This window comes from Coprococcus aceti (genome assembly GCF_025567285.1).
GTDB classification, from domain to species: domain Bacteria; phylum Bacillota; class Clostridia; order Lachnospirales; family Lachnospiraceae; genus Coprococcus; species Coprococcus aceti.
Genome location: NZ_JAOQJT010000007.1, coordinates 141,786 through 167,596, shown reverse-complemented (window position 1 = coordinate 167,596; position 25,811 = coordinate 141,786). Strand labels below are relative to the sequence as shown.

The following is a 25,811-nucleotide window of genomic DNA, read 5'->3' as shown; positions in this document are numbered from 1 at the left end:
GTAAGGACACGTCAAAGCTCTTCCGGCATTCCCCGTCCGCGCAAAAAAAAGCTCCCCGGATACATCAAATATCATGTATTCAGGGAGCTGCTCAACTCTTAACTGAAATATACTACCTCTTCATCAGGTGCACTTGTGAGTGTGACCTTCTCTGCTGTGAGAACAGGTCCTTCACCTTCAAAATCTGGGTAATACTCGTAGCCTATCTTGGCTGTGACATCAACCCACTGTCTGTCCACAAGATTCTTAGCACCCTGATAATAGCACTTGAATCCGACAAACTGGATATCCTCAACACAGCATGTCATGGCGAATCTTCCAGGAACAAATGCATTGCTGCCGTACTGCTTTGGTCTAAATACCATGGCCTTGAAGTGGATCTTCTTGCCGTCGTATCTCTCTTTCATGTCAGATGCATCCACATACCAGATACCGAAATCGTCATCCGGCAGTTCTATCACATCTGCGCTCACATCGTATGGCAGATCCTCAGGTTCATTTGTCTCAGGTGCAATGGATCCATCTTTCATCTCAAAGATGATCTGTGCTCTTCTGTTCACCGCCTTGATGGATCTTCTCCACTCAGGGATCTTGGAATTCTCATCACATCTGTTGAAGATGACCATGTCCGCACTGTTGAACTGCTCAACCATGGTTGCCTTCATGTTCTGTGAGTACACATCGTATGTCTCCGCATTCACAAATGAGATAACCTGGACAACCGTCCATCCCTTTGGAACCCTTATCTCAAATATCTTATCGAGCTTCCACATACCATTGTACTCGATCATGACCTGTTCCGGATTGTATTTGTCCTGAAGGTCAAGGAGATGGTCTGTGGTGAGCTGATCTTCCTCTATGAACTCTGTATATATATTAGCCTTCTTCAGAGCCTCAAGATCATACTCCTCCTCTCCGTCCTCACAGACGAGAAGAAGTGTCTTGGCTCCACCTGTAAAGCCTCTGTCCATCAGGGTCTCCTTGGCAAATGTTGTCTTACCGCTCTCAAGGAATCCCATGAACACATATACAGGTATCTCTTTATTCTGACGTCCCATCATATTAACTCCTTATCATAGAACAACCTGCTTAAACCTCGAACAGTTCTGCAAGGTCGTCCTCCTTAAGCTTGCTTCCTATTACGCAAAGCTTACCAGTGATGTCAGCCTTGCCCTTTCTGACCTCAAACTCGCCTGGTACAAGATCAAAGTACAGCCACTCACCTGCATCGCTAGGTACGATACCCTTTGCTCTGAGGATAACACCGTACTTCTCTGTGTCAGCCAGAGTGTCAAGGATCTCTCTGAGTTTGTCCTCATTGTACTTGTGTGGTGTCTCCTTGCCCCAGCTTGTAAATACCTCATCTGCATGATGATGGTGGTGATCATGGTCATGGCAGCCACATGTACACTCATCACCATGGTCGTGATCATGATGATGATCGTGGTCATCGTGGTCGTGGTGATGCTCGTGCTCATCGTGGTCGTGATGATGCTCATGGTCGTCATCATGGTCGTGATGATGGTCATGGTCGTGACAGCCACATGTGCACTCATCGCCGTGGTCGTGGTCATGATCATGTCCCTTCTTAGCCTCATCCATCATTGTCTCCTCAAGAGACTTGTAGTTCTGCATAGCCTCTCTGATGGCTGCTCCATCGATCTCATCCCATGGAGTTGTAATGATGGTTGCATGATCGTTCTTCTCTCTGATCATGGCTACAGCCTTCTCTATCTTGTCCTGTGTAGTAGTCTGTGTTCTGCTCAGGATGATAGTGTTAGCACTCTCGATCTGGTTGTTGAAGAACTCGCCAAAGTTCTTCATATAAATCTTAACCTTTGACACATCGGCAACTGTTGTGTAGCTGTCGAGCTCTACATCAAGATCTCCTGATACATCCTTTACTGCCTTGATAACGTCAGACAGCTTGCCAACTCCTGATGGCTCAATGATGATCCTGTCAGGTGTGTAATCTGTGATAACCTGCTTAAGTGCAGTACCGAAATCTCCGACCAGTGAACAACAGATACAACCTGAGTTCATCTCTGTGATCTGAACGCCGGCATCCTTCAGGAAACCGCCATCGATTCCTATCTCACCAAACTCGTTCTCTATAAGAACCAGCTTCTCTCCCTTAAATGCCTGCTCAATAAGTTTCTTGATCAACGTTGTCTTGCCAGCTCCAAGGAAGCCTGAGATAATATCAATCTTTGTCATATCAATCACTCCTTAAACAAATTTATATTAAGACCATGTATACTAAATACACGGTCTTTGATATCTACATCCACATGATTATACTCGATTGCTTTTATTTTTGCAAGAAATCAGACATCATATGTGGATTATTGAGTATTTATTTCATGTGTACATCCATCTGATTAAATGGAATCTCTATGTCATTCTCGTCAAATGCCTTTTTCAGCTTCCACATGGCATCCCACTTGGCATCAAAGAACTTCTCTATCGTCGCATAGAACTTCACATACATATTGATCCCACTGTCTGCAAATTCATCTATATAGAACAGAATCTGCTCATCCGGAAGATAACCATCCACATCCTTAATGGTCTCAATGGTAACCCTCTTGACCTTCTCCATATCAGAATCATACGCAACAGAAAATGGTATATCCACCCTCCTCATATCATGCTCTGTCACATTCACAAGGGATGTGTTGGATATGTTGCCATTCGGTATGACGACTGATTTGTTGTCGAAAGTTATCAGCCTTGTATAGAATATGTCTATGGACACGACTGTTCCTTCGCAGTGGGTATTGTTCTCCACAATATAGTCACCGACCCTGAATGGTTTTAATATGAGAATCAACAAGCCGCCCGCAAGATTCGACAGACTTCCCTGAAGTGCAAGTCCGAGGGTAACCCCCGCTGTGCCTAGTATAGTTATAAATGAAGTGATCTGAAATCCCACAATGCTCGCCGCAGTGAGCACGATCAACACATTCAGAACAATCTTGACCGCAGATATGAAAAAACCAGCAACGCTTGGATCCAGCTTTGACCTCTCAAAACTCTTCCTGAGTATCCTGAGCAGCAACTTCACCAGCTTGAAGCAGACGACCATGAATATGACAGCCACAACTATACTGCCAAGCTTGGACATACACCAGTCTGTAAGCTTCTGGATATACTGCCCTACGATACTTACCTGATCCGTGGCCTCCTTCACCGCATCCCCGACCACACTCTCTGTGGTCGCAGTATCAGCCGCCATGTTATACAGATCACCAATCAATAGCATAAATGTCTATTCCTCCTATTTTACATGGGCAAACACTGCAAATGACAGTGCAGGAGCACTCACTTCTATCACGCCATCCGCAGCAGTCTTATATCCTTTGTTATTGTTGCCCTCGCCTCCGTATTTCAGGTTATCACTTGAGAAGATCTCTCTGTACTTTCCATCCGTCTCAACCGGAAGCTTATATCCTGTCACATTTTTAAGTCCGAAGTTGCAGACAATATACACATCATCTGCGACATCCAAACCATGTCTTACAAATGATATTACCTGTCCCTTCTCCTGTATATCAAGTGCACTGCCGGCAAGGTTCCTGCCATCACCGCACAGAGCATTCTTTGTATCGTATAATTTGTTGAGTTCCTTTATATATTTCTGAAAATAGCTGTTTGCATCGAACTCAAGAACCGACCAGTCGATCTGGGTTCTTCCGTCAAACCCGACAAATCCGCCTAATTCCTGTCCCATAAACGTCAGCTTTCTTCCCGGTAGTGACATGATGAGACCAAACAGAAGTCTGAGATCAGCATACTTGTCCTCATAGCCACCCGACATCTTGGATGCGTAACTTCCACGCTCATATGCAACCTCATCATGGCTGAGCGCCCATACGGTATCATCCTTCTCGTCAAATGGTATACCACATGTATAATCCATAAAGCTTCCTCTGTTCACTGGAGGTATCATCATGAAATCTGTCACTCTGGACACAGCTTCATTATTCCACCTGAGATCTGTCATGACAGCATCGCCTGCAGTGCCGAGGGTTGTTCTCAATGCTCTGATAAGTTCCTCGTCCTCCAGCCTTACTCCGTCCAGATGATATGTGTCTATCCAATATGCGATGCAATCCACATCCCTCACAGATACCATATCCATGATAACGCCTATTCCCTTGCTGTGGAAATGGTCGACCATAGCCATGAACTCCGTAGGTGTTCCAAATCTCGATGTCGGAGCGAACATTCCCACGGTATCATAGCCCCAGCCATTGTCATCTCTATATTCCATAAGTGGCATAAACTGTATGTAGTTGTATCCCATATTCTTCACGTACATGGCAGCCTCTTTGCCAAATTCGAGATAGTTAAGAGGATATCCATCTGAGTTTCTCTTCCATGTCGGCATGTGGACCTCATATATATTTACCGGGGCAGATACACTGCCTCTCTTCTTCATATATGAAGAGTCTGACCAGCTATACTCAAGCTTTGCAAGTACCGACGCATTTCCCGGTGCCACCTCATAAACCTCAGCGTAAGGGTCTGCAAATATATCTGTATTTCCATCTCTGTATAATGCCTCGAATTTGTATCTGGTATTCATGAGATCGCCCGGAATAAACAGCTCAAACATATCAGTGTAGTCAATCCTTCTCATAGGATTCACGCGTCCATCCCATCCGTTGAAATCTCCGACCACACTGACCCTGGTTGCCCCCGGCATATTCATGCAGAACGATACACCCTGTACACCATCGAGCGTGATCTGTCTTGCTCCAAACAGATCCTTTACATGGAAATCCGACAATATTCCATCGTCTCCATTTACCACCTTCATGACATTGACCGGATCCACGCTGTATCCGAATGAATACGGATCATAGAATTCAGCCGCCTGCTCGCCTTCTGTTATGAGCTTATATGCAAATGCCCCGCTATCCTCGATCTTCACTGTAAAAAATCCCTGTGAACCTATCTCGGTCATAGGATATTTAAATATCGGCTCGCCCGTTTCTTCATTTATCCTGAGAACAAACGCAGCCGTAGCCCTCGGAAGGTATGCATTTACATAGCAGTCATTAAGACACTGGTGCATACCAAGAATATGATGAGGGTTGCCATGCGTACCCCTTGTTATCGCTGCAACCTCATCTGATTTCAATACAAATATCTCCATAAAACCCCTTCTCCTAATGTTAGTCTATCTTGTGTATAAATATTCCGCTTCTGAGCTTTGGCTCAAACCACGTTGACTTTGGAGGCATGAGAAGTCCCGCATCTGCAATGTCGAACAGTTCAGTGATGGATGTCGGATACATCGAGAATGCAACCGCCATTCCTCCATCCACCAGACGCTCAAGCTCTGCAAGTCCTCTGATTCCACCTACGAACATGATCCTCTGATCAGTTCTCGGATCCTGTATTCCAAGTATCGGTGCAAGCACATTGTCCTGAAGTACCGATACGTCAAGTCTGCCCACGACATCATCCGGAACAATACCTTCTCTGACATCCAGTCTGTACCAGCTTCCATCCATGTACATTCCCACCTGTCCTTTGACCTGTGGTTCCACCGGAACATCACTGGCTGTCACATCAAATATCTTTGAAACCTCATCCATGAATTCCTGCTTGTCATGTCCGTTGAGATCCTTTACCACTCTGTTGTACGGCATGATCATAAGCTGGTCATGAGGGAAAAGTACAGAGAGGAAATAATTGAATTCCTCATCCCCGGTATATCCCGGATTCTTCTCTCTCATATGGATTCCCGCCTTGACGGCCGATGCCGCCCTGTGGTGTCCATCCGCTATATAGATATCGTCCACTCCTTCAAATGCAGCTCTGATGGTGTCTATATCTTCCTGGCCATCTATTATCCATACGTTGTGAGTGATCCCGTCAGGTGATGTGAAGCCGTACAACTTATCACCCTTCTTCACTCTATCGATGATCTCGTCAACCTTATCTATCGCTCTGTACGCAAGGAATATAGGTCCCGTCTGCGCTCCGCATGCCTCGACATGCTTTATTCTGTCTATCTCCTTGTCCTCTCTGGTATTCTCATGCTTCTTGATGACTCCATTCATATAGTCATCTATAGAAGAACATGCCACGAGTCCTGTCTGATGCCTGCCATCCATGATAAGCTCATAAATATAATAGACTGGTCTGCGCTCCATGATATATGTTCCATCATCTATCATGCCCTGAAGCAGCTGACCAGCCTTATCATATACACATGGAGCATATGTATCCACATCTGGTCCAAAGGATGTCTCTGCTCTGTCCACTTTCAAAAATGATAATGGTTCGCGCTTGACCTCTATCTCTGCTTCCTGACGGTTATACACATCGTATGGCAAGGCAGCTACTCTGCCTGCAACATCTGGTCTCGGTCTATAGGCTCTAAAACTTCTGATTGTTGCCATATTCTCTACTCCTGTCATAAATATTTTATTGTATGTGCCAATTAACCTCTCACAGCCTTGACAACCTTCTTGATCGAATCCTCATATTCCTCCTCTGATGAGTTCTCGAATATGAAGAGATCCTTGATGTTTGTAGGCGGATTGAAGTTCTGGCTGTTGATGTACTCATCCCAGTGCTCAAGCTTCCATGTATCTCTGTCTGAAGCTCTCTTGATCATTCTCTCATGACATACATCTTTTCTTGTATTTACCCAGATAACGAAGAGCTCTGCATCTTTCTCTGCAAGCTTAGCGCGAAGATTGTCAAGATACTCATCATCTCTGATCTCCTCTGTGAACGGAGCATTGATGAGAACTGTATCATTGTAATCCAATGCCTCAAATGCAAGATCCAGCACACAGTAATACTCGTAATCTCTGATCTCCTTCTGGAAGAAGTCTGATGAACGGTTGTACTCCTGTCCGGCAACTACAAATATCTGCTTTGAAAGTACGATAAGTGTATCCTTGTCAAGGTATACACAATTGTGAAGTGCCTTTGCAACCTGCTTTGAAATAAATGTCTTTCCACATGCTGGTGGTGATGTAACTAAAATAAGCTTCTTCATATCTATAAATGCCTCCATGTAAATGAAATCAATTTTTCTAATAGTTTATCACAATTGCTATTTGCTTACAACATTTTTTAACGTTAAATAAAAATAAAGAACAGCAAAGAACAATATACGTAAAAAACCGTCAGACCTGTTTTGCAGGCCTGACGGTTAAGATCATATCTCCCAACTGTATGTTGTTATATTTTTATTTTACTCTGATTGTACACTTTGCATACTTACCACTGCCATCCTTAGCCTTACATGTAATTACCGCACGCCCCTTCTTCTTACCTACTACTGTTCCTCTTGTTGTTACAGTAGCTATCTTCTTATTTGAGGAAACCCAGGTAACTGCCTTGTTGTTTGCAGTTGCAGGACCTACTGTTGCCCTGAGTGTTATCTTTCCCTTTCTCTTTATGGTTGCTGTCTTCTTGTTTAACTTGATCGAAGAAACCATAATAACTGAATTGATTGTACACTTGGCAGTAATATTGCTTCCGTCCTTTGATTTACATGTGATAACTGCCGAACCCTTTCCAACAGCCTTGACAACTCCTGTTGACGAAACTGTTGCAACCTTGGTGTTCGATGATGACCATGTAACCGCCTTATTGTTTGCCGCTGCAGGACCTACAGTTGCCTTGAGTGTGAATGTCGCACCCTTCTTGATAGTCTTGTTTGTTGCATTGAGCTTGATGGATGTTACAGGCTGTGAAACCGTAACAGTACACTTTGCAAGCTTGCCGCTTCCATCCTTAGCCTTACATGTGATAACTGCTGTTCCCTTTGATACTGCTGTGATAGTACCATTGTTTACAGTTGCTACCTTGCTGTTAGAAGTTGTCCACTCAACATTTCTGTTATTTGCGTTAGCAGGAGCTACAGTCGATGTTATTCTGCCCTGTTTACCCACAAACAGATTCAGTTTTGTCTGATTAAGTTTTATTCCTGTAACCGGCTGGTTAACTGTAAGTCTGAGAGCTGCCTTGGCCTTTCTTCCTTCAATGCCTTCGACAGCCTCGCATGTGATTGTCGCTGTACCACGGCCCTTAGCTACTATCTCACCGTTCTCATTTACTGTTGCAACTGCATCACTTGATGATGTCCACTTCAGTGCTGCACTGGCTGCATCCTCTGGATTGATAGTTGTATTTACTACAAATTTATCGCCAACATTTACTGTCTTGTTAGTCTCAGCAAGAACTATGGATGAAATCTGCTGAATAACAGTGACCTCACATGTCTTTGATATGTTACTTCCATCTCTTGCAGTACATGTTATTGTTGTTGTTCCGGCTTTAACACCTGTTATTGTTCCGTTTGATACTGTTGCAACACCCGGATCACTTGACTGCCATATAACATTTCTGTCATTTGCATCTTCTGGAAGTACGGTCTGCTTAACAGTTCCTCGTTCACCCACATACAAAGTGAGCTTCTCCTTGTCAAGTGTTATAGCACTTACATACTTCTTTACTGTAAGAGTGAATGATGTTGTTTTCTCACTTCCATCAGCTGCTGTAGCTGTGATAACTGTGGTTCCTCTGTCGAGGGCTGTTATCAAACCATCCTTGTCAATGCTTGCAACACTCTCGTCTGATGATGCCCAGATGACTTCCTGATTCGATGCAGTTGCAGGGGATGCAGTGCTTGTTACCTGCAGTGTATCACCAGCATATATTGTTGTCTTGTCTCTGTTTATTCTAAGGCTTGTAACTCTCTGCTTTACTGTAATGTTGCAATCCACATACTCATCATCTGAAATTGAAAATCTGATAACAGCAGTTCCTGCTGATCTGGCAGTAACTGTAGCCTTTGTCTTATCTGTTGAACTATATGACACCGAAGCAACGTTTGTATCTGACGATGTCCACTTCAAATTCTTGTAAATACTTGCATCATCCGCATCGATAACAGCCTCAAGTGATACTTTTCTGCTTTCCGTATCTGCTCCGAGCAGCAATTCTGCACTGTTCATATTGAGAGTCAAACCTTTTACAGGCGGCTGTACAGTCACATGACACTTGCCGTACACCTGCTCAGTATCAACAGATGTACATATGATATCAGCTTCTCCCGGATTGACTGCCTTCACATTTCCCTCGGCATCGACCGTAGCAATGCTCTCATTTGATGATGACCATACAACTCTCTGCTCCACTGCAGTATTTGGAGAAACCGTAGCAACGAGATTACTGCTTCCACCTGCAATGATCGTCATTCTAGACTGTGAAAGTGTCACGCTGTTTACTCTCTGTTCAACATTTACCTGAATTACTGTCTCTACATCAGGATTATCAGTTGATGTAAAATGAAGGAATGCGATTCCTGCACCTCTTGTTGTTATAGTCTTACTTGATGTATTAAACGACAAAACCTTATTGTTTTCTTTGCCATCCACATCAGTCACCTTACAAGTGAATCCTGATATCTCTTTGGACGCAAGACCATCCTCGGTAACACACTTTACATCCAGCTTCTTAGAGCCATTTCTTGGATATGTTCCACAGTCCATGTTGATGACTGCGCCATTCTCGTATGTTATCTGGTTGCCTGCATCATCCTTCTCGTTCTGATCTACAAGATAAAGTCCGGTAACAGGCTTGTGACACTCCATATTCACATATCCTATAGCACGATCATTCAGCAGAATGTTAATCTGAGCTGTTCCCGCCGAAACACAGGTCAGTTCTCCTGTCTCCCTGTCTATCTGTGCAACTCTTTCATTTGACGAACTCCATGTTATGTTCTTGTGTGGATTCTTTTCGTCATCCGTAGCTGTAAGTGTAGTCGTATCACCAACTCTGAAGCTGAGTGTAGAACTGTCTGACTTTACAACATTTCCATCAGTTGTATACCATACTGTGACCTTGAGCGGGTTAAGAATGTTGAGTGTGAACTTGACCTTCCCCATTCCTGCTCCTGTATAGTAATTGTATGTAATCTTCTCCGCATCCGGCTCCGCTGTAAATATATATCCATCAAGCTGTCCTCCAGTCACGGATGACGCCTCATTGCTGGCATCTATGCCCTGTATTCCTGCGTATCCTGTAGTATTCCTGTTTCGTTTATGAATTTCAACCCCATTATCATCCGTTAAAGGCTTGCCGTTGTTATCTACAGCAACAGGAAGTTCATAGTCATACCACGCCTTATGCAAACCATAGACTTTTGAAAAATCGCTAAAATCATAATCATAGTTCGTAGTATCAAGTGTTATATCCCTGCTATTCCCACTGCAACTGAACACACCATCATCGCCATAAAGTTTAGGACACACTGATATATCTATGGCCACAAGATTGTTGTTGTCAATCTCAAGTTCTTTAAGGTCAGGATGACCATCAAGCTTTATACCCTGGATATTATTGTCTGAAATATAAAGCTTCTCCAATAAACTGTTTGATGCTATATCAAGCTCTGCAAGAGAATTTGATGATGCGTCAAGATTAACCAGATTGGTGAGAGTAGATACATCAAGCTTATTTATGCCAGTATCCTTGACATAAAGCTCTCTAAGTGCTGTATTCGCAGTAAAATCCACCGCACCCAGAACATTGCTGCTGACATCAAGGTAGCTAAGACTTGTGTTCTTTGACACATCTATTGATGTAAGTCTCGTGTTAGAACAATCAAGTGTTGTAAGCGCCGGGGTATTGTCTATGTTCAGCTCAGCCACATAGCTATTTGAACAATCAAGCGAACCAAGGACTATATCACCGGATACGTCAAGCTTGGTAATTGACGAACGAACAACAACTCCACTGTCGCTCTTTGCTCCAGCACAATAAAGATTCTTAAGCTTCTCATGACCTGACACATCAAGGACAGGCAGTGAACGCATGCTGTCACAATAAAGTGTTGTAAGCTCCATGTTTGAGCCAAGATCAAGTGTTGATATGGTGGTTCCACTTACGCCAAGCACCTTAAGCCCCTTCATATTGCTGACATCTATCGATGAAAGGTTTGTTGAATTGGCATTGAGCAGTACAAGATTATTGTAATCAGCCAGAGATGTAAGGCTTGTGATCTTGTTTCCACTTATATCAAGATATGTAAGTTTCTCTGCACTTACCGGCAATGTCAGACTGTCTATTCTGTTACTTGAGACATCTATATATTCAAGATTCTCAAGATTCTCTATATCAAGATTCCTTATAGACTGCTCATTACAATCCAGCTTTGACAGATTGGTGAACAATTCTACGCCATTCAAACTTGATATAGCAGGAGAACACTTCGAAACATCTATAGATGTTACATTCGCGATCTCCGCATCTGACAGATAACCATTACTGTCTTTATCGAAATTACTCGACACATAGCTTCTAAACGACGAATCCGTAAACGTGTCAGCTATGGATACGCCATCATCCGCTGCATAAACCGGGCCAACACTGGCCAGTGACTGGACAATCATCGCTGCACTCACAGCCGCTGCCAGCCATCTCTTCCCTTTTCTCATAAAATACCTCCCTTAGTAATTCATGGTTTATTTACAATTAATCTAATTTTAGTATACCTGTTTGTGCAATGTCAACATAATGTTATCAATAATACTGCATAATATAACGCCATGCAAAACAAAAAAATTGCCGGAACATGTTCACTTCATAGCAGCAACATTATCCCGGCAAATCTTTATGATATTGTTAGCACAGACACTTCAAATATCCATATAATTTATTACTTCTTTGTGATATATCCCTTAGCCTTCAGAAGCTCTGCACAGAGAACTGCACCACCTGCAGCACCTCTTACAGTGTTGTGTGAAAGGCCAACGAACTTCCAGTCATATACTGAATCCTCACGGAGACGTCCAACGCTGATACCCATACCTTTCTCGAAGTCAACGTCCAGAGCAACCTGTGGTCTGTTGTCCTCCTCAAGGTACTGGATAAACTGCTTTGGTGCACTTGGAAGACCAAGCTCCTGAGGCGCGCCCTTGAAGCTTGTCATAGCCTCGATAAGCTGCTCCTTTGTAGGATTCTTTCTGAACTTTACGAATACAGTTGCTGTATGTCCGTTGAGAACTGGGACTCTGATACACTGGCTTGTGATAGTGATTCCCTCTGCAGGAACGATCACACCATTCTCCTTGTCTACCTTACCCCAGATTCTGAGTGGCTCCTTCTCTGACTTCTCTTCCTCACCACCGATATATGGGATGATGTTGCCAAGCATCTCAGGCCAATCCTTGAATGTCTTACCTGCTCCTGAGATTGCCTGATATGTGCTTACGATAACCTCGTATGGCTCAAATGGCATCCATGCTGTAAGTACAGGTGCGTAACTCTGGATTGAGCAGTTAGGCTTAACTGCAACAAATCCTCTCTCTGTTCCAAGTCTCTTCTTCTGGAACTCGATAACCTCTGCATGGTCTGCATTGATCTCTGGAACCATCATAGGAACATCAGGAGTCCATCTGTGAGCTGAGTTGTTTGAAACTACAGGAGTCTCTGTCTTGGCATAAGCCTCCTCTATAGCCTTGATCTCATCCTTTGTCATATCTACTGCTGAGAATACAAAATCAACTGTGGCAGCAACCTTCTCTACCTCATTGACATTGTATACTACAAGCTTCTTAACTGCCTCTGGCATCGGTGTATCCATCTTCCATCTGTCACCAACTGCCTCTTCGTATGTCTTGCCTGCGCTTCTTGGGCTGGCTGCAACTGTAACGACCTCGAACCAAGGATGGTTCTCAAGAAGTGAGATAAATCTCTGACCTACCATACCTGTTGCGCCAAGGATACCTACCTTTAACTTGTCACTCATTTTTCTTCTCTCCTATTTATCTTTTATTACTTTATGACTCTTACCTTAACAACTCCCTCGATTGCTGAGAGTTCTGCGATGTCGTCTGCTGTTGGCTCTACACCGATATCAAGGATAGAATATGCGTAATCGCCCTTTGCCTTGCTGATCATTCCTGATACATTGCCGCCCTTCTTGGAGAATACTCCTGTGAACTGGGTGAGCATGTTAGGGATGTTCTTGTGGCAGATAGTAACTCTGGCTACATCACTGCACTGTCCCATGTTTACGTTTGGATAGTTTACAGAGTTCTTGATGTTTCCATCGTTGATGTATGCCTTGATCTCCTTACAAGCCATAACTGCACAATTGTCCTCTGACTCTGCTGTTGAAGCTCCAAGATGTGGGAATGCTACCACGTTCTTGTAACCTGCTATAGCTGGGTTAGGGAAGTCTGTCATATACTTTGCAACCTTGCCTGAGTCGAGTGCCGCCTTCATATCCTCATCGTTGACCAGTACGTCTCTTGCGAAGTTGAGGATCTTCACGCCGTCCTTCATCAGTGCAAATGCATCTGCATTGATCATTCCCTTTGTGCTGTCAAGAGCTGGAACATGAACTGTTATATAATCACAGTCTCTGTAGATATCCTCTACATTTGTGATGTGCTTTACATCCTTTGAAAGTCCCCATGCTGCATCTACTGACACATATGGATCATATCCGTATACCTGCATGCCGAGCTTAAGCGCAACATTTGCAACCTTTGCTCCAATGGCACCAAGTCCGATTACACCGAGCTTCTTGCCAAGGATCTCATTGCCTGCGTAGTTCTTCTTCTGCTTCTCCACCATCTTGGCGATATCTGCCTCAGCGGCATTGTCCTTGACCCAGTTGTAACCGCCAACGAGATCTCTTGAAGCCATGAGGAGTGCTGCTACTACAAGCTCCTTAACACCATTTGCATTTGCTCCTGGTGTGTTAAATACTACGATACCCTTCTCAGCGCACTTATCAAGTGGAATGTTGTTGACACCTGCACCTGCACGGGCTACTGCCAGAAGGTTGTCTGACAGCTCAAGATCATGCATGGATGCACTTCTGACCAGAACTGCATCTGCATCTGCGAAATTGTCTGTTACTTCATATGTATCAGGTAAAAGCTCCATACCGCACTTGGCGATAGGGTTTAAGCAATTAATCTTTACTGACATGTCTTTTTCTCCCTTTTCTATTACTATATATTACTTGTTCTCTGCCTCGAACTTCTTCATGAACTCTACAAGCTTCTCAACACCCTCGATAGGCATTGCGTTGTAGATAGATGCTCTCATACCACCTACTGTTCTGTGACCCTTGAGGTTGACAAATCCAGCCTCTGTAGCCTCCTTGACGAACTTTGCATCAAGGTCTGCGTCACCAGTTACAAATGGTACGTTCATGAGTGAACGGTCTTCCTTTACTACAGTTCCCTTGAAGAGCTCTGAGCTGTCGAGGAAATCATAGAGGATCTTGGCCTTTTTCTCGTTGTGAGCCTTCATAGCCTCAAGGCCGCCCATCTCCTTAACCCACTTGAATACCTTGCCACAGATATAGATGCCGTAGCATGGAGGTGTGTTGTAGAGTGAGTCTGCATCTGCCTGAGTCTTGTACTTGAGCATGGTTGGTGTAAATGGCATTACGTCATCTCTGATAAGATCCTCACGGATGATAGCCACTACTACGCCTGCAGGACCAACGTTCTTCTGAACTCCGAAGTAGATCATACCGTAATCCTCAACATTTACAGGCTGTGAGAGAATGTCTGATGACATATCTGCAACAAGTATCTTGCCCTTTGTGTTAGGAAGTGTGTGGTATGTTGTTCCATATATAGTGTTGTTATGACAAATGTATACATAATCAGCATCGTCATCTATTGGAAGATCTGAACAATCTGGGATATATGAGAAAGTCTTGTCTGCTGATGATGCAACTGCAACTGCCTTTCCATATTTCTTTGCTTCTTCGTATGCTTTCTTTGCCCACTGACCTGTTATGATGTAGTCAGCTACGCCATTCTTCATGAGATTCATTGGAATTGCTGCAAACTGCTGTGAAGCTCCTCCCTGAAGGAAAAGCACCTTGTAGTTGTCAGGTATGTTCATGAGATCTCTGAGATCCTTCTCTGCCTCTTTGATGATATTGTCGAAGGCTTTAGATCGATGGCTCATCTCCATTACGCTCATGCCTGTTCCCTTGTAATCAAGCATTTCTTCTGCTGCCTCTTTTAATACCACCTCAGGAAGAACTGAAGGGCCTGCTGAAAAGTTGTACACTCTTGCCATTTTTGTTATCTCTCCTTCTTTTTAGTTGTGACGATGATTTTGTTTTAATGTATGTAAGCCTGTGTTTCGCTGCCTATATCGTTCTGCGGAGCGCTCCCGCTCGTCTCCTCCTGCAGCGGTACTAAGGTGCCGCCTACAGCGCCACCTAAGGACCGGCGGAGGAGAATGTCCTTCGAACGATATAGGCAGCTAAACACAGGCTAATTTACTTTATTTACGAAATCATCTGTTTATGACCTAATAAAATGTGTGCGAGATATTTTACTTAACAAAAATGTCCTTCGTTCCCATTTATATGAAAATTCTGACTTATCTTTGTTCTTTTGGTGTATCCCGCTTGCGATTAACAAGTTATTTTTACTAAATTCTTATATTATCAAGTAAAACAACTTTATTATCGCTTATATCCCTGTACTATAGCACTCTTTTCGCCTGTCGGCAAGTAGGGATTATATATATAAGCACCATATCTATGTTTTGTACGCGCACAAATATGGTGCCTTTCCGAGCTTATATTGACATATATTACATATCGTCCTCTGAGAAACAGGTGTCGATGGCTGCTCCCGGAGCTACCATTGGCCATACCTTGTCGTCTCCCGCTATTGTTACATCTATTACCACAGGTCTGCCTGCTGTCAGGGCTGTCTTCATTGCTGCCTCGAACTCATCAAGGGTGTTGGCTCTGATTCCCATGGCACCAAGTCCCTCTGCTACCTTGACGAAATCTACCGAATCGTCAAGCACGGTGTTGGAATATCTGTGGTCATAGAACAGTGTCTGCCACTGTCTTACCATTCCAAGTACGTGGTTGTTCAGGACTACCTGGATGATAGGCACGTTGTATCTCGCAGCTGTTGCTATCTCGTTCAGATTCATTCTGAAGCATCCGTCACCGGCTATGTTGATGACTGTCTTATCAGGTCTGCCGTACTTTGCTCCGATAGCTGCGCCAACACCGTAACCCATGGTTCCAAGTCCGCCTGATGACAGGAATGTCCTAGGCTCCTTGAATGTATAGTTCTGGGCTGCCCACATCTGATGCTGTCCGACATCTGTTGTGATGATCGCATCACCCTCTGTAAGCTCGTAGATTTTCTTGATAGCTGCAGGTCCGTTCAGTGTGTCAAAGCTGTACACGTCAGGATTCTGCTTCTTGAGGTCTTCGATCTCAGACATCCATGTCTTGTTGGACTGGGCGGCAAGCTTGCTGTTGAGGAGCTTCAGGACCTCCTTTGCGTCGCCGACTATGCTGGCATTTGTAGGGATGTTCTTGTCTATCTCAGCTGCATCTATATCTATATGTATGATCTTTGCATTTGGCGCGAACTTGGATGCATTTCCGATAACTCGGTCTGAGAATCTGGCACCAACAACGATCACAAGATCTGCCCTTGACACACCGAGGTTGGACACCTTTGTTCCGTGCATACCGATCATGCCTGTATATCTCTCGCTTCTTCCGTCAAATGCGCCCTTGCCCATAAGTGTATCGCACACTGGTGCATCCACCTTATCTGCAAATTCTGCAAGCTCTGCTGATGCGTCAGAGATGATACATCCGCCACCTGCCATGATAAATGGTCTTCTTGAAACCTTGATCATCTCAAGGACTTTGTTCACATCCTCCTCGCGGATGGTGTCTGTCTTTCTCTCGATGACCTCCGGTGTCTCTGGTATATACTCTGTCTCCGCTGCGGTTACATCCTTTGTTATATCCACAAGTACCGGGCCAGGTCTGCCGCTCTTTGCGATCTTGAACGCACGTCTGATGGTCGGTGCAAGATCATCTATGTGCTTCACGATAAAGCTGTGCTTGGTGATAGGCATAACAACACCTGCAATGTCTACCTCCTGGAAGCTGTCCTTACCGAGCATATTTACACCTACATTTGCTGTTATTGCCACAACAGGAATGGAATCCATGTATGCTGTAGCTATACCTGTTACAAGGTTGGTGGCACCCGGACCTGATGTGGCCATACATACGCCGACCTTGCCTGTAGCTCTGGCATATCCATCTGCCGCATGGGCAGCCCCCTGCTCATGTGATGTGAGCACATGGTTGATCTCATCCTGGTGCTTGTAGAGGGCATCATATACGTTGAGGATAGTTCCTCCCGGATAACCGAACACGGTGTCAACGCCCTGTTCTTTAAGGCACTCTATAACAATTTCAGAACCTGATATCTTTGACATCTTACTTTCTCCTTTTCCCTTAATTGTGATCAATTAATTCTTTGGCACCTCAAGAACAGCACCTCTGTTGCCTGATGTAACCATAGCTGCGTATCTTGCAAGATAGCCTGTTGTAACCTTTGGCTGTCTTGGCTTCCATGCAGCCTTTCTCTTTGCAAGCTCCTCGTCTGAGACATCGAGCTTGATGCTGAGGTTGTTGATATCGATCTCGATCATATCGCCTTCCTCAACAAGAGCGATAGGTCCGCCCACAGCAGCTTCAGGTGATACATGTCCGATGGACGCTCCACGGCTTGCTCCTGAGAATCTTCCGTCTGTGATAAGGGCAACTGATGAACCAAGTCCCATACCAGCGATGGCTGATGTAGGGTTGAGCATCTCTCTCATACCAGGGCCTCCCTTTGGTCCCTCGTATCTGATGACTACCACGTCACCCTCTACGATCTTGCCGCCCTTGATAGCTGCGATTGCGTCCTCCTCACAGTCAAATACCCTTGCAGGGCCCTTGTGAGCCAGCATCTCAGGCACAACTGCTGAACGCTTTACTACAGAGCCGTCTGGTGCAAGGTTACCCTTGAGTACAGCCAGACCACCTGTAACTGTATATGGATTGTCCATAGGTCTGATGACCTCAGGATTCTTGTTTACACTATTGGCAACAGCCTCTCCTATTGTCTTGCCTGTAACTGTCATGCAGTCCTTGTTGATGAGTCCTGCATCTGCAAGCTGCTTGATAACCGCATACACACCACCGGCCTCATTGAGATCCTCCATGTATGTGTGGCCTGCAGGAGCAAGGTGACACAGGTTAGGTGTCTTTGCGCTGATCTCATTTGCAAATGAGATATCAAAGTCGAAACCGATCTCATGTGCGATGGCTGGAAGGTGGAGCATAGAGTTGGTTGAACATCCAAGTGCCATATCAACTGTAAGAGCGTTGATGATTGACTCCTTTGTGATGATGTCTCTAGGCTTGATACCCTTTCTGTACATATCCATAACTGCCATTCCTGCATGCTTTGCAAGCTTAAGTCTCTCTGAATATACTGCAGGGATTGTTCCATTTCCAGGAAGTCCCATTCCAAGAGCCTCTGTCAGACAGTTCATAGAGTTTGCTGTGTACATACCTGAACATGATCCGCATGTAGGACATGTCTTGCACTCATACTCGTATACATCCTCCTCAGTCATGGTTCCGGCTGCGTATGAACCTACAGCCTCGAACATGCTTGAAAGACTTGTCTTATTTCCCTTTACGTGTCCGGCAAGCATAGGGCCGCCAGATACAAATACTGTTGGGACATTTACTCTGGCTGCTGCCATGAGAAGTCCTGGAACGTTCTTGTCACAGTTAGGGATCATGACGAGCGCGTCAAACTGATGTGCTATAGCCATAGCCTCTGTTGAGTCTGCGATCAGATCTCTTGTAACCAGTGAATACTTCATTCCGATGTGTCCCATTGCTATACCATCACACACAGCGATCGCCGGAAACATAACAGGTGTACCACCCGCCATGGCAACTCCCATCTTTACTGCCTGTGCTATCTTGTCCAGGTTCATGTGACCTGGAACTATCTCATTGTATGAACATACGATACCTACTAAAGGTCTCTCCATCTCTTCCTTTGTCATGCCCAGTGCGTTGAACAGAGATCTGTGTGGTGCCTGCTGCATTCCAACCCTAACATTATCACTCTTCATCTTATTCTCCTCCAATAATGGTCCTTTCTATATTCTCTCACAGATAAGATCACCCATCTCGGAACAGCTTACGAGCTGTGTTCCCTCTGAGTGGATATCTATTGTTCTGTATCCGTCCTTGAGAACCGTCTTTACAGCGTTCTCAACTGCATCTGCCTCCTTGTCGAGGTCAAATGTGTATCTGAGCATCATTGCCGCAGACAGGATGGTTGCTATCGGATTCGCCTTGTTCTGGCCTGCTATGTCAGGTGCCGATCCGCCTGATGGCTCATACATACCGAACTTTGTCTCGTTAAGTGATGCAGATGAAAGCATTCCGATAGAACCTGAGATCATGGATGCCTCGTCTGAGAGGATGTCTCCGAACATGTTCTCTGTGAGAACCACATCGAACTGTGCAGGATCCTTCACAAGCTGCATCGCACAGTTGTCGACGAGCATGTGTTCAAGCTCAACCTCAGGGTAATCCTTTGCCACTTCCTCAACGACCTTTCTCCAGAGTCTTGATGAGTCAAGGACATTGGCCTTGTCAACGGATGTGACTTTCTTTCTTCTCTTCATAGCTATGTCAAATGCCTTGATGGCTATTCTTCTGATCTCGTTCTCATTGTATGTGAGGGTATCAACGGCTGTCATAACTCCGTCAACCTCCTCTGTGTGTCTCTCGCCGAAGTAGAGACCACCGGTGAGCTCTCTCATCATCATCATATCAAATCCGCGCTCTGCGATCTCAGCCTTAAGTGGACATGCCTCCTTCAGCTCATCGTAGAGATTGGCTGGACGAAGGTTTGCGAAGAGGCCAAGCTCTTTTCTGATCTTCAGAAGTCCTGCCTCCGGGCGGAGATTTGGAGGGAGCTTATACCATGGTGATGTGGATGTATTTCCTCCGATAGAACCGAGGAGAACTGCATCCTTTGACTTTGCAACTGCCACAGCCTCGTCTGTGAGCGGTACGCCTGTTGCATCTATTGAACATCCACCCATGAGGATCTGCTCATAGTCAAATGTATGTCCGAACTTCTCTCCAACTGTATCGAGAACCTTCATAGCCTCTGTGACTACCTCAGGGCCGATACCGTCGCCTTTTATTACGGCTAAATTACACTGCATTTTTGTCTCCTTCCTGTTTTGCCTTTCATGATATATCTTCACTCTGGCCAAACATGCTCATACTCTATTTATTTTTATTATTGATATAGTTGATGAGTCCCTCGCTCTTGATGATCTCCTGCATGAATGGAGGGAATGCCTGTCCCTTAAATTCTGTTCCCTGGGTTCTGTCATAGATCATACCGCTGTCGAAGTCGATCTCCACATCATCTCCCGCCTGGATAGCCTCTGCTGCCTCAGGGCACTCGATGATAGGAAGTCCGATATTGATGGCATTCCTATAGAAGATTCTGGCAAATGTCTCTGCGATTACGCAGCTTATTCCTGAAGCCTTGATGGCTATAGGTGCATGCTCTCTTGAAGATCCGCAGCCGAAATTCTTTCTTGCCACCATGATGTCGCCTGGCTTTACGCGCTTAACAAAATCCTTGTCTATATCCTCCATACAGCTCTTTGCAAGCTCTGCAGGATCTGATGAATTCAGATATCTTGCAGGGATGATTACATCTGTATCTACGTTGTCACCATATTTGTGTACTGTTCCATGTGCTTTCATACTCTATATCTCCTTATAAAATATTCTGTAATAAACTGAATCCTATAAACCGAGTTCGTCAGGGCTGCTGATCTTACCTGTGATGGCTGAAGCTGCTGCTACAGCAGGGCTGGCAAGATATACCTCTGAGTCTACATGACCCATACGTCCTACGAAGTTACGATTGGTTGTTGATACAGCTCTCTCTCCTGCTGCCATAACGCCCATATGTCCTCCAAGACATGGTCCGCATGTAGGAGTTGAAACCACTGCTCCGGCCTTGACAAATATAGTCATGAGGCCTTCCTCAATACACTGAAGGTAGATATCCTGTGTTCCTGGGATGACGATAACTCTGACACCGTCAGCAACCTTTCTTCCCTTGATGATATCTGCCGCAATTCTCATATCTGATATACGTCCATTTGTACATGAACCGATGACTACCTGATCGATCTTGATATCTCCGACCTCATCGATAGTCTTTGTATTCTCTGGGAGATGAGGGAAAGCAACTGTTGGCTTAAGCTGTGACAGGTCGATGGTGTACTCTGCATCGTATACAGCATCCTCGTCTGCCTCATACTTTGTATATGACTTTGTGCTGTGCTCCTTCATGTACTCCTCTGTAAGCTCATCGACAGGGAAGATACCATTCTTAGCACCTGCCTCGATGGCCATGTTCGCAATTGTAAATCTATCGTCCATTGTGAGGTTCTTGATTCCCTCTCCAACAAACTCCATAGACTTATAAAGCGCACCGTCAACACCGATCATACCGATGATGTGAAGGATGACGTCCTTACCACTGATCCACTTTGCCTTCTCTCCAACGATGTTGAACTTGATGGCTGATGGAACCTTGAACCAGGCCTTGCCTGTCACCATTCCTGCTGCCATATCTGTACTTCCGACACCTGTTGAGAATGCACCGAGTGCTCCGTATGTACATGTATGTGAGTCTGCTCCGATACATGTCTCACCAGCCACGATAAGTCCTTTCTCCGGAAGGAGCGCATGCTCGATACCCATTGCTCCGACATCGAAATAGTTCTCGATCTCATTTGCCGCTGAGAACTGTCTTACACACTTACAGTGCTCTGCACTCTTGATATCCTTGTTAGGTGTGAAGTGATCCATGACAAGTGCTATCTTCTTCTTGTCAAATACTTCCTTCTTGTTGAACTTCTCCATCTCGTGAATTGCGACCGGAGTTGTTACGTCATTTCCTAATACTAAATCCAAATCTGCCTCGATAAGCTGTCCTGCTTCAACTAATGGCAGTCCTGCATGAGCAGCTAAAATCTTCTGAGTCATGGTCATACCCATATTTATAGTCCTCCTATCATTTGTTTCTAAATACAAATTCTTACTCTTGATAATATCACTCATCTAGGTATAATTACAATATATATATAGAATAGTTGTTATAACCTGGAGGAATATCATGATAAGTAATCTGAACAATTACGTTATTTTTCATACAGTTGCCAAAGCCGGCAACATCAGCAAAGCTGCAAATCAGCTCTACATCAGTCAGCCCGCGATCAGCAAATCAATATCCAAGCTGGAAGCAGAGCTTGGCACTGCACTCTTTTCCAGAAGCTCAAAAGGTGTCACCCTGACCGAAGAGGGACAGGTTCTCTATGAATATGTTGAGAGGGCATTTGACTCTCTGAATATGGGTGAAGAAAATCTGAAGAATTACAAGGAGCTTGGAATCGGCCACATAAGGATCGGCGTAAGCACATCTCTGTGCAAGCACATACTACTGGACTATCTGAAGGACTTCATCAGGGAGAATCCCAACATCAAGTTCAGCATAGACTGCCACTCAACCGTGAACACCATCAAGCTCCTCAGAAATGAGGATATAGATATAGGCCTGATCTGCAACACAGAGCTTCCAAAGGGAATAGTCTACTCTCCTGTCAAGGAGATACATGACGTATTTGTGGCAAGCCCTGAATATCTGGATAATTTCTACGAACGTACAAATGGCAGAGATCAATACAGCTTTGCCGATGAGCTTCCAGGCAACATCAAGGGTAACATTATACCACTGCTTAACTCAGGCTTAGTCTCTGCCACACATGACGATGCAACAGATCAAGTTGTGGGAAAAAAAAGCAGAGATACCGGACATTCATCCGGCGTCTCTGCTTCTACCACTATTCATAACTCAAGCAACTCATGTATGTCCAATATATCAACAGTCAACATCCTTGAAGGCTCCAACCTCATGGTTCTGGAGGAGGCAAATGTAACCCGTACCCACGTGGACGAGTATCTCCGCTCACAGGGCATAAGCTGCAGCCAGGTACTTGAGATCAACAACATGGATCTCCTCATCGACTTCGCCGCCATAGGAATGGGCGTCGCAAGCGTGGTCCGTGAATTCGCGCAGGAACAGCTGAGCTCAGGAGTCATCACCGAGCTTCCTCTTAACACTCCTATTCCAAGCAGAACTGTCGGATTTGCTTACTCGGGAGTGAAGAACCAGGGTACGGCTATGAGAAAATTTATGGAATGGGTAGGGGTGTGATTACATGCTTCTGTTTACTGTCCCACCTCAGCATAAACAGCATGATGCATATTCCAAACAGCGAAACCAGTGCGCCAGCCATAAGCCCAGGTGTTCTGTATGCAATTTCTATATCGTGACTGCCCGCATATATCCGGACACCCATATTGCCTCTACCAAGGCGAATTTTTTCTGCCGGCTCTCCATCCACATATATCTTAAACCCATCATCATATGGATATGCGATATACAGGATACCTGGATTTTTCACATCCACACTTCCATAGAAAGTATTCTTTCCAAATCCTGTGCACTCAAGCGGACTATCGAGTATCTTCTCTTCTGCTTTCTCAAATTCATCTGCATTGTAATTGTATACCTTTACAAATCGCTCACCAACACTTCTTGTTTTAGAGCTGGTCGCACCTCCTATAGTTATCCTGACATGTTGTCCTTTCTTTACGAGGCCGACATGTGACAGCTGTTCTGTAACATATGACCCATTCGATGCCCTGAGCTCTCCGTCCACGATCATCTCCACATAGTGATCACGGCTATCCTTACTGTAGACATACATATCCATATCAGATTCAGCATCAAACTCATACCGGGTCATCGGCACAAATGCATTTGACGTTCTGTATATGCAATAACCCACTGATTCCTTAAGTGTGTCCTGATTGAGATAAGAAGTACTCCAATCCGATATATCAATCTCTGTAAATACATCTGACGACAGACCACAGCCACTCTTCATAAAATCATTCTGATTTTCAAGAGGTGTCCTGTCTGCTTTCCAGTCTACGATACCATCATCCAACATAAATCCCATCATCTCAGGAGTTTCTGCTTCATACAGATTGTATACGTCATTCTCAGCAACAAGGTTATACCCTGCGTAAGTACCATTCTCCGGACTCAGCACATATCTGACATTGTACATGAGCGCTGTAAGCGGTGTAGTTCCCGAATATATATATTCAACATTGTCAAAGTGGGCAAGTCCCATACTGGAAAACGCTCTGATCGTATTTCCATTTGCCATGGATGAATACCAGTTTGTCTGAGAATATGGCGCATAATTCTCATAAACCATAGCGCTCTTTCTGGTGCCATTTTCTGTATCCAGGGAATTGTATACTGATTCCCACTGATCTAGTCTTACAGCATCTGTCAGAAGACAGTCCTCCGTCTTGCCCGGCATTACATATAATGCATTTCCCATAATCTCAGCTATCCAGCAGCCACAGATAATGCACACAGCCACTCCCGGCTTTATGCTTCCTCTTCTGCAAAGCACGCACAGAATGGCTGCAAATGCCAGCATAAGCATAAATATAACATAGCCAAGCGGGGTACTCATCTCTCTGCTGTCAATAAGACTTGCCACAAATATTACGCCTGCCACCGCAGTACTTACAGCAATATACCTCAGTCTCAACTTAGCAAGATTCATGAGAATTCGATATGTTGCAACAATTAATATAAATGTTAATATGAATGCAAACCTGTTTCCAAGTCCATGTGTGATCGTCATGCCATGGAACACATAATTAAGCGGGAGATAGTTCAGGGCGAGCACAAGCACGGCCATGGCTATACAGTATTTCACCCTCGTCTTCCAGTCACTCACATAAGACAAAAGAAAAAGGCAGGCAGCAAATACAACAATACTTCCACAATAACTGTTATTGCTGAACATAGATACACATTCCAGATCCTTCAGTGGATAGAACGAGGATATATACGCTCCAAACTGCCCCCACATCTGTGTTCCTTCAAGTCCCATATCAGTCACCGAAGACGCAGCTCTCATGACCACCAGTCCGGCAGGGATCAGAACCACTCCTGCGAGTAGAGCAGATAGCACCGAGCAGCCAGCAAACGAAAGTCCTCTGCATAGGAAATCTCTGACATTTTCCCGTTTTTCCAGCAAGAAATATATCACGGCAAACACACATATATAGAATGAAAAATAGAAATTGCATATGATAGACGCTGCCAAAGACAGCGTGTATAACATCCATCCTTTTCCATCTGACAGATGCTCTATGCCAAGTGCCACTATCGGAAGCAGAATAAGCCCATCAAGCCATATAATATTATGTCCATATGCAAGGACATACCCGGACAGTCCATATGCCATACTGCATGCCAGCTCTATGAACGTTGCAACTGTCTGGCTGTACCCATTCTCTATATTTTTCTTATTGGTATGTCTGAAAAAGTAAAGCGCCGTGACCGGCAGGCAGGCGGATTTTATGATGATAAGCAATACCATGGAAAGTTCCAGCCTGCTCTCTCCCAACATCAGAACGATGATATTGAACGGGCTCAGGCAGTAATACAGTGACTCCTGTACAGCATCGATTCCCATTCCCATCGACCAGATAAAGCTTCCTTTGCCACCTCCCGAAATCCATTCAAATAACATATGAAACATATTCTTATACTGCACATATGCATCATACGTCAGAAAACTTTTATCTCCGAACGGATATGCTTTCTGCAGAATCAGAATTACTGTATATATCAGAAATGTAACTAAGAATACAGCCGCATACAGAATCCCGCTCTTTTTATGTTTGTTTACTTCTCCTTGCTTTGTACCCATATCAATCCCCACTTAATTTATTGCGC

Annotated in this window: 17 protein-coding genes; 1 reads left to right on the top strand and 16 read right to left on the bottom strand. The window is 44.6% G+C overall.

Annotation, left to right across the window (positions count from 1 at the left end):
* Window positions 1-98 precede the first annotated feature (98 nt).
* The 15 genes from OCV54_RS10805 to leuC form a co-directional block, all read right to left on the bottom strand.
* Window positions 99-1,058 (bottom strand): TIGR03943 family putative permease subunit, encoded by a 960-nt coding sequence (locus tag OCV54_RS10805; RefSeq protein WP_015533531.1) that lies wholly within the window; start codon window positions 1,056-1,058, stop codon window positions 99-101.
* A 31-nt stretch (window positions 1,059-1,089) separates the two neighbouring features.
* Window positions 1,090-2,217, bottom strand: coding sequence for a CobW family GTP-binding protein (locus OCV54_RS10800; RefSeq protein ID WP_055223953.1), 1,128 nt, complete (start codon window positions 2,215-2,217; stop codon window positions 1,090-1,092).
* A gap of 139 nt (window positions 2,218-2,356) precedes the next feature.
* The gene (locus OCV54_RS10795) at window positions 2,357-3,265 is read right to left on the bottom strand and encodes a mechanosensitive ion channel family protein (RefSeq protein ID WP_015533533.1); all 909 of its coding nucleotides are present in this window, start codon (window positions 3,263-3,265) and stop codon (window positions 2,357-2,359) included.
* A gap of 15 nt (window positions 3,266-3,280) precedes the next feature.
* Window positions 3,281-5,164 carry a GlgB N-terminal domain-containing protein gene (locus tag OCV54_RS10790; protein WP_055223951.1) on the bottom strand — a complete coding sequence of 628 codons (1,884 nt, stop codon included), beginning with the start codon at window positions 5,162-5,164 and terminating at the stop codon, window positions 3,281-3,283.
* Between the two features lie 19 nt (window positions 5,165-5,183).
* A complete protein-coding gene (locus tag OCV54_RS10785; protein WP_055223949.1) occupies window positions 5,184-6,419 on the bottom strand; it encodes a DUF1015 domain-containing protein in 1,236 nt (411 codons plus the stop codon).
* Window positions 6,420-6,460: 41 nt separating this feature from the next.
* On the bottom strand, window positions 6,461-7,027 hold the full coding sequence (locus OCV54_RS10780; RefSeq protein WP_015533536.1) for a P-loop nucleotide/nucleoside kinase family protein: 567 nt from the start codon (window positions 7,025-7,027) through the stop codon (window positions 6,461-6,463).
* A gap of 193 nt (window positions 7,028-7,220) precedes the next feature.
* Window positions 7,221-11,480, bottom strand: a complete 4,260-nt coding sequence (locus OCV54_RS10775) for an Ig-like domain-containing protein (protein WP_055223947.1) — start codon at window positions 11,478-11,480, stop codon at window positions 7,221-7,223.
* 221 nt (window positions 11,481-11,701) lie between these two features.
* Complete coding sequence (asd, locus tag OCV54_RS10770; RefSeq protein ID WP_015533537.1) at window positions 11,702-12,793, bottom strand: aspartate-semialdehyde dehydrogenase; 1,092 nt, start codon at window positions 12,791-12,793, stop codon at window positions 11,702-11,704.
* Window positions 12,794-12,819: 26 nt separating this feature from the next.
* On the bottom strand, window positions 12,820-13,986 hold the full coding sequence (locus OCV54_RS10765) for a phosphoglycerate dehydrogenase (protein WP_015533538.1): 1,167 nt from the start codon (window positions 13,984-13,986) through the stop codon (window positions 12,820-12,822).
* A 30-nt stretch (window positions 13,987-14,016) separates the two neighbouring features.
* A complete protein-coding gene (gene serC / locus OCV54_RS10760) occupies window positions 14,017-15,099 on the bottom strand; it encodes a 3-phosphoserine/phosphohydroxythreonine transaminase (protein ID WP_015533539.1) in 1,083 nt (360 codons plus the stop codon).
* Window positions 15,100-15,624: 525 nt separating this feature from the next.
* Window positions 15,625-17,298: a biosynthetic-type acetolactate synthase large subunit gene (gene ilvB, locus OCV54_RS10755; protein ID WP_022216081.1), complete on the bottom strand. Its 1,674-nt coding sequence runs from the start codon at window positions 17,296-17,298 to the stop codon at window positions 15,625-15,627.
* Between the two features lie 33 nt (window positions 17,299-17,331).
* Window positions 17,332-19,002: a dihydroxy-acid dehydratase gene (gene ilvD, locus OCV54_RS10750; RefSeq protein WP_015533540.1), complete on the bottom strand. Its 1,671-nt coding sequence runs from the start codon at window positions 19,000-19,002 to the stop codon at window positions 17,332-17,334.
* Between the two features lie 27 nt (window positions 19,003-19,029).
* Complete coding sequence (leuB, locus tag OCV54_RS10745; RefSeq protein ID WP_015533541.1) at window positions 19,030-20,112, bottom strand: 3-isopropylmalate dehydrogenase; 1,083 nt, start codon at window positions 20,110-20,112, stop codon at window positions 19,030-19,032.
* Between the two features lie 64 nt (window positions 20,113-20,176).
* Window positions 20,177-20,668 carry a 3-isopropylmalate dehydratase small subunit gene (gene leuD / locus OCV54_RS10740; RefSeq protein ID WP_022216080.1) on the bottom strand — a complete coding sequence of 164 codons (492 nt, stop codon included), beginning with the start codon at window positions 20,666-20,668 and terminating at the stop codon, window positions 20,177-20,179.
* Window positions 20,669-20,710: 42 nt separating this feature from the next.
* Window positions 20,711-21,976, bottom strand: coding sequence for a 3-isopropylmalate dehydratase large subunit (leuC, locus tag OCV54_RS10735; protein ID WP_015533543.1), 1,266 nt, complete (start codon window positions 21,974-21,976; stop codon window positions 20,711-20,713).
* A gap of 118 nt (window positions 21,977-22,094) precedes the next feature.
* Here leuC and OCV54_RS10730 point away from each other — a divergent pair, with 118 nt between their 5' ends.
* Entirely contained in the window at window positions 22,095-23,192 is a 1,098-nt protein-coding gene (locus tag OCV54_RS10730; protein WP_055223945.1) for a LysR family transcriptional regulator, read from the top strand.
* Here the strand turns inward: OCV54_RS10730 and OCV54_RS10725 are convergent.
* Window positions 23,170-25,785, bottom strand: coding sequence for a YfhO family protein (locus tag OCV54_RS10725; protein WP_055223943.1), 2,616 nt, complete (start codon window positions 25,783-25,785; stop codon window positions 23,170-23,172). The two genes, OCV54_RS10730 and OCV54_RS10725, sit on opposite strands and share 23 nt — an antisense overlap.
* Window positions 25,786-25,811 lie beyond the last annotated feature (26 nt).

Bases quoted from the DNA above. Each gene is read 5' to 3' on its own strand.
- OCV54_RS10805 (WP_015533531.1), bottom strand. From the start codon at position 1,058: ATGGGACGTCAGAATAAAGAGATACCTGTATATGTGTTCATGGGATTC.
- OCV54_RS10800 (WP_055223953.1), bottom strand. From the start codon at position 2,217: ATGACAAAGATTGATATTATCTCAGGCTTCCTTGGAGCTGGCAAGACA.
- OCV54_RS10795 (WP_015533533.1), bottom strand. From the start codon at position 3,265: ATGCTATTGATTGGTGATCTGTATAACATGGCGGCTGATACTGCGACC.
- OCV54_RS10790 (WP_055223951.1), bottom strand. From the start codon at position 5,164: ATGGAGATATTTGTATTGAAATCAGATGAGGTTGCAGCGATAACAAGG.
- OCV54_RS10785 (WP_055223949.1), bottom strand. From the start codon at position 6,419: ATGGCAACAATCAGAAGTTTTAGAGCCTATAGACCGAGACCAGATGTT.
- OCV54_RS10780 (WP_015533536.1), bottom strand. From the start codon at position 7,027: ATGAAGAAGCTTATTTTAGTTACATCACCACCAGCATGTGGAAAGACA.
- OCV54_RS10775 (WP_055223947.1), bottom strand. From the start codon at position 11,480: ATGAGAAAAGGGAAGAGATGGCTGGCAGCGGCTGTGAGTGCAGCGATG.
- asd (WP_015533537.1), bottom strand. From the start codon at position 12,793: ATGAGTGACAAGTTAAAGGTAGGTATCCTTGGCGCAACAGGTATGGTA.
- OCV54_RS10765 (WP_015533538.1), bottom strand. From the start codon at position 13,986: ATGTCAGTAAAGATTAATTGCTTAAACCCTATCGCCAAGTGCGGTATG.
- serC (WP_015533539.1), bottom strand. From the start codon at position 15,099: ATGGCAAGAGTGTACAACTTTTCAGCAGGCCCTTCAGTTCTTCCTGAG.
- ilvB (WP_022216081.1), bottom strand. From the start codon at position 17,298: ATGTCAAAGATATCAGGTTCTGAAATTGTTATAGAGTGCCTTAAAGAA.
- ilvD (WP_015533540.1), bottom strand. From the start codon at position 19,002: ATGAAGAGTGATAATGTTAGGGTTGGAATGCAGCAGGCACCACACAGA.
- leuB (WP_015533541.1), bottom strand. From the start codon at position 20,112: ATGCAGTGTAATTTAGCCGTAATAAAAGGCGACGGTATCGGCCCTGAG.
- leuD (WP_022216080.1), bottom strand. From the start codon at position 20,668: ATGAAAGCACATGGAACAGTACACAAATATGGTGACAACGTAGATACA.
- leuC (WP_015533543.1), bottom strand. From the start codon at position 21,976: ATGGGTATGACCATGACTCAGAAGATTTTAGCTGCTCATGCAGGACTG.
- OCV54_RS10730 (WP_055223945.1), top strand. From the start codon at position 22,095: ATGATAAGTAATCTGAACAATTACGTTATTTTTCATACAGTTGCCAAA.
- OCV54_RS10725 (WP_055223943.1), bottom strand. From the start codon at position 25,785: ATGGGTACAAAGCAAGGAGAAGTAAACAAACATAAAAAGAGCGGGATT.